General features: G+C 74.2%; 4 protein-coding genes. 3 read left to right on the forward strand and 1 reads right to left on the reverse strand.

Annotated features, from left to right (window positions below):
• Positions 1-260: 260 nt before the first annotated feature.
• The 3 genes from serA to AC3WLN_RS23495 all read left to right on the forward strand — a co-directional run bounded on the left by serA (position 261) and on the right by AC3WLN_RS23495 (position 2,947).
• Positions 261-1,508 (forward strand): phosphoglycerate dehydrogenase, encoded by a 1,248-nt coding sequence (gene serA / locus AC3WLN_RS23485; RefSeq protein ID WP_492485323.1) that lies wholly within the window; start codon positions 261-263, stop codon positions 1,506-1,508.
• 117 nt (positions 1,509-1,625) lie between these two features.
• Positions 1,626-2,222, forward strand: coding sequence for a sigma-70 family RNA polymerase sigma factor (locus AC3WLN_RS23490; RefSeq protein WP_492485325.1), 597 nt, complete (start codon positions 1,626-1,628; stop codon positions 2,220-2,222).
• Entirely contained in the window at positions 2,219-2,947 is a 729-nt protein-coding gene (locus AC3WLN_RS23495) for an anti-sigma factor (protein WP_492485327.1), read from the forward strand. The genes AC3WLN_RS23490 and AC3WLN_RS23495 overlap by 4 nt, the downstream gene beginning before the upstream one ends.
• A gap of 26 nt (positions 2,948-2,973) precedes the next feature.
• Here AC3WLN_RS23495 and AC3WLN_RS23500 read toward each other — a convergent pair whose 3' ends face one another.
• Complete coding sequence (locus AC3WLN_RS23500) at positions 2,974-5,205, reverse strand: xanthine dehydrogenase family protein molybdopterin-binding subunit (RefSeq protein ID WP_492485329.1); 2,232 nt, start codon at positions 5,203-5,205, stop codon at positions 2,974-2,976.
• Positions 5,206-5,231: the final 26 nt, after the last annotated feature.

A 5,231-nucleotide genomic window follows, 5' to 3' on the forward strand; every position in this document is an offset into this window, starting at 1 on the left:
GTCCTCGTGCGGGGGCCCGGGGGGCGGGCCGCGGGCTCGAAAACGGGTCGCCCCGGCATCCCGGCGCCGGCCGCCCGGGTCAAGGGGGCGGCCTGACAATCGCCGCCGATGTTCAAGACCGGGCCTTGACCCGACCCGTGAACTGGCCTCTCACACGGCCCATTCGGGGACTCGCGCCGCGCGCCCGACGGCCGCGCGCAGCCTCAAGGCCCGGCGCCGCATCCGCCCCGCCGGGCGCGACATCCAAGAAGAAGACGATCATGGCCGAAAGACTCTCCTTCCCGAAGGACAAGATCCGCGTCCTGCTGCTCGAAGGCATCAACGACAGCGCCGCCGAACTCTTCGCCGCCGCCGGCTACACCAACGTCGTGCGGGTGGCCAAAGCCCTCGATCGCGAGGCCCTGCACGAGGCCCTGAAGGGCACGCACATCCTCGGCATCCGCTCGCGCACCCAGCTCGACGCGGCGGCACTCGCGGCCGGCGAGCGCCTGCTGGCGGTGGGCTGCTTCTCGGTGGGCACCAACCAGGTCGACCTCGAGGCCGCCCGCCACCGCGGCATCCCGGTCTTCAACGCGCCCTATTCGAACACCCGCTCGGTGGCCGAGCTCGTCATCGGCGAGATCGTGATGCTGCTGCGCCGGATCGTGCCGCGCTCGGTGGGGGCCCATGCGGGCGAATGGGACAAGTCGGCCACCGGCTCGCAGGAGGTGCGCGGCAAGACGCTGGGCATCGTCGGCTACGGCAATATCGGCTCGCAGCTCTCGACGCTGGCGGAAGGCATGGGCATGCGGGTGGTCTATTACGACCAGACCGACAAGCTGCGTCACGGCAATACCGAGCCCACCGACAGCCTGGAGACCCTGCTGGCCCAGAGCGACGTGGTCTCCCTGCACGTGCCGGAGACGCCCGAGACCCACAACATGATCGGCGAGGCCGAGATCCGGGCGATGAAGCCCGGCGCCTTCCTGATCAACAACGCCCGCGGCACCGTGGTCGACCTCGACGCCCTGGCCGGGGCCCTGCGCGACGGCCACCTGCGGGGCGCCGCCGTCGACGTGTTCCCGGTGGAGCCCGGCTCCAACCAGGAGCGCTTCGTCAGCCCCCTCCAGGGCCTGCCCAACGTGATCCTGACCCCGCATATCGGCGGCTCGACGGAGGAGGCGCAGGAGCGCATCGGCTCCGAGGTGGCGCGCAAGCTCGTCGATTACTCCGACATCGGCTCGACGGTCGGCACCGTGAACTTCCCGCAGGTGCAGCTGCCCGCCCGCCCCACCGGCACGCGCCTGATCCACGTCCAGCGCAACATCCCGGGCATGCTGGGGCGCCTCAACGACACCTTCGCCCGGCGCGGGGTGAACATCGCGGCGCAGTTCTACCAGACCGACGGCGAGGTCGGCTACGTGGTGGTGGAGACCGACGTCACCGACGCGGATGCCGAGAGCCTGCTGGAGGAGATCCGGGCGCTGGACGGCACCATCCGCGCCCGCCTGCTCTACGAGCGCCGCTGACGGAGCGCCGGTGGCACGCCGGCGCCACCTCGGCTAACCTGCGTCGAGACGGTTCCACCCGAAGGACCGCAACCGGATCGAGCCGTCCTGGCGCCGGACACGGAGGAAGCCCAGCCGTTGCGTGCCAGCCCCCTGCGTAGCGATCCCCCGGCGGACGATCCCGCGCGCGCCGACGCCGCCCTCGCCGGGCTGATCGCGACCATCGCCCGGCGCGACGAATCCGCCCTGCGGGCCCTGTACGAGCGGACGGCCCCGAAACTTCTCGGGGTGATCCTGCGTATCCAGCCGGATCGCGGCGCGGCCGAGGACGTTCTGCAGGACGTGTTCCTGCGCGTCTGGCAGAATGCCGCGTCCTACAGCCCGGCGGCCGGACGCCCCCTGGCCTGGCTCTGCGCCATCGCGCGCAACCGCGCGATCGACGGCCTGCGCCGGCGCCGCGAGGTCCAGGGGCCGATCACCGAGGACGGGGAGGATTGGGTGGAGCGGCTGGCCGACCCCCACGACAGCGAGGGCACGATCCTCGGGCGCAACGCGCTGCAGGCCTGCCTCGGCCGGCTCGAGGCGCTGCACCGCGACTGCATCGTGCTGGCCTATTGCGAGGGCCAGTCCCGGGAGGATCTCGCCCTGCGCTACGACCGACCCGTCAGCACCATCAAGACCTGGCTGCATCGCGGCCTCGCGACCCTGCGCGGCTGCCTGGACGGTGCGCCATGACCCCCGATCCGGAGGAGCGCGACCTGCGCCTGGCCGAGTACGTGCTCGGCACCCTGCCGCAGCCCGAGCGGGCGGCGGTGGACCTCGAACTCGCCGTGGACCCCGCCGCCCGCGCGGCGCGCGACGCCTGGGAGCGCCGCCTGGCGCCCCTCGCCCTCGCGGCGCCCGAGGTCGAACCGGGGCCGGACCTCTGGCCGGCGATCGCCCGGCAGCTCTCGGCCGGGGCGCCGGCGGCCCGCCCCGGTCCCGCCGCCAACGACGACCGCCTCGGGGCCCTGCAGGGGTCCCTGCGGCGCTGGCGCCTGGCCGCCGGCGGGGCGGCCGCCCTGGCGGCCGGGCTCGCCCTGTTCATCGCCGCCGGCGGGCCGCGCCCCGACACCGGCCCGGCGGACGGGGAAGGGCGTTATCTCGCGGTGGTCAGCCGCGGCGGCGAGGCCCCCGCGCTCCTCGTCAGCATCGACACCCGGGCCGGGACCGCCCGGGTGCGCCCGGTGGCGGCGCAGGCCCCGGCGGGGCGCAGCCTGGAGCTCTGGTACGTCGGTGCCGGCCAGGCCCCGAAGACCCTCGGCCTCGTCGGCGGCGCCGCGAAGGCCCTGGTCCTGCCGGCCGGGGCCGACGCGCTCGCGGCCGGGACCTTCGCGGTCTCGGTCGAGCCGGAGGGCGGCTCGCCCACCGGCCAGCCGACCGGGCCGGTCGTCTATTCCGGCACGCTGGTCCGGGAGTAGGCGCCGGCGTCCCGGCGCCCGCCGCCTCACCCCAGCAGCTTGTCCAGGGTGATGGGGATGTCGCGCACCCGCACGCCGGTGGCGTGCCAGACCGCGTTGGCGATGGCGCCGGCGGTGCCGGTGATGCCGATCTCGCCGACGCCCTTGACGCCCAGCGGGTTCACGTGCGGATCGTGCTCCTCCACCAGGATCGCCTCCATCGCGGGCACGTCGGCATTCACCGGGATGTGGTACTCGGCCAGATTCCCGTTCATCACCCGGCCCGAGCGCGGATCGAGCACCGCGTGCTCGTGCAGGGCCAGGGACACGCCCCAGATCATGCCGCCGTAATACTGGCTGCGCACGAGGTGCGGGTTGATGATCCGCCCCGCCGCGAAGGCGCCCACGAGGCGCGTCACCCGGATCTGGCCGAGATCGGGATCGACCTTGACCTCGGCATAGACCGCCCCGTGCGCGTGCATCGCGTAGGTCTTCTGCGCGGCCGGGTCGCCCTGGCCCTGTCCCTTCGCCTCAACGGAGACCTTGCCGGCGCGGGCCAGGATCGCGCCGAAGGATTCGGAGCGGGCGGGGTCGTCCCGGCGGGCGAGGCGGCCGTCGGCGGCGGTGACGCCGGCATTGCCGGCGCCGTAGAGGGGCGAGGCGCGGTCGTTGACGGCGAGCTCCGCCAGGGCCGCGATGGCGCCCTGCGCGGCGTTGTGGACCGCCGTGCCGCTGGTGGCGGTGCCGGTGGAGCCGCCGGCCAGGCCGCCGTTCGGCAGGTTGGAATCGCCGATGCGCAGCTCGACCTGGGCGATCGGGAGCCCGAGCCCGTCGGCGCCGATCTGGGCCAGCACCGTCCAGGCGCCCTGGCCCATGTCCTGGGCGGCGGTCTCGATGAGCGCGCCGCCGTCGGCCCGGATCGTGGCGCGGGCCTCGCCCTGCATCATCCCGGCCGGGTAGGTGGCGGTGCCGAGGCCCCAGCCGACCAGGAGCCCGTCGGCGTCGTGCATCTGGCGCGGCCGGCGCGGGCGGGAGGCCCAGCCGAAGCGCTCGGCCCCTTGCGCGTAGCATTCGCGCAGGGCCTTCGAGGAGAAGGGCCGATGGCTGATTGGCTCGACCTCGGCGTAGTTGCGCAGGCGGATCTCCAGGGGGTCGAGGTCGAGCGCCAGGGCCAGTTCGTCGAGGGCGCTCTCCACCGCGACGCTGCCCGAGGCCTCGCCGGGGGCGCGCATGAAGATGGGCGTGCCGATATCGGCCCGGGAGACCGCGTGCGTGGTCGCGATCGCGCCGGCCGCGTAGAGGTGGCGCGAGAGGATGCCGGAGGGCTCCACGAAGTCGTCGTGCCGGCTCGTCAGGGTCAGGGTGTGGTGGTCCAGGGCCGTGAGGGTGCCGTCCCGGGAGGCGCCGAGCTTCAGGGTCTGGCGCGTGGCGGCGCGGTGGCCGACGGGGCCGAACATCTGCTCGCGCCGGGTCACCAGCTTGACCGGGCGCCCGACGAGCTTGGCCGCCATGATCCCGAGGATCTGCGGCGCGGCGATGAAGCCCTTCGAGCCGAAGCCGCCGCCGAGATAGGGGCAGACCACGTGGATGTTCTCCGGCGGGATGCCGAACAGGCCGGCGAGCCGGCCCTTGGCGATCCAGAGCGCCTGGGTCGGCGTGTGGAGCGTCAGGCGGTCGCCGTCCCACTGGGCCACGCTGGCATGGGGCTCCAGGGCGTTGTGGTACTGCGCCGCCGTGTCGTAGGTCGCCTCGATCCGGGTCTCGGCCGCCGCCATGCCGGCGGCGAGGTCGCCCGCGCCCTCGTCCGTGGCGGAGCCGGCCCCGATGCTCTCGGGGCGGAAGATCTCGCCGGCCCCGAGGGCGACGCTGACGGGCTCCGAGTCGTAGCGGGGGGCCAGCAGGGCCGCCCCCTCGGTGGCGGCTTCCAGCGTCTCGGCGATCACCACCGCGATCGGCTGGTTGGCGTAGCGGACGCCGTCGTTCTGCAGGAGGTCGAGGCGGAACGCGAAGGGATTGTCCTTCAGGTCCGGCGACTTGGCGAGGGCCGGGGCGTTCTCCGGGGTCATCACCGCGACCACGCCGGGATGCGCTTGCGCCGCCGCGACGTCGAGATGGGTGACCCGGCCGCGGGCGACCGAACTCACCGCCATCACCGCGTGGGCGAGGCCCTCGGGCCTGACATCCGCGCTGTAGCGGGCCGACCCCGTGATCTTGGCCTGGCCGTCGCGCCGGGTGAGCGGCTGGCCGATGGAGGCGCCGTGGCGCTGACGCTCAGGCATGGGCGGGGGCTCCGGCCAGGGGGGTG

It is taken from the genome of Methylobacterium sp. FW306-05-D, from assembly GCF_058782155.1.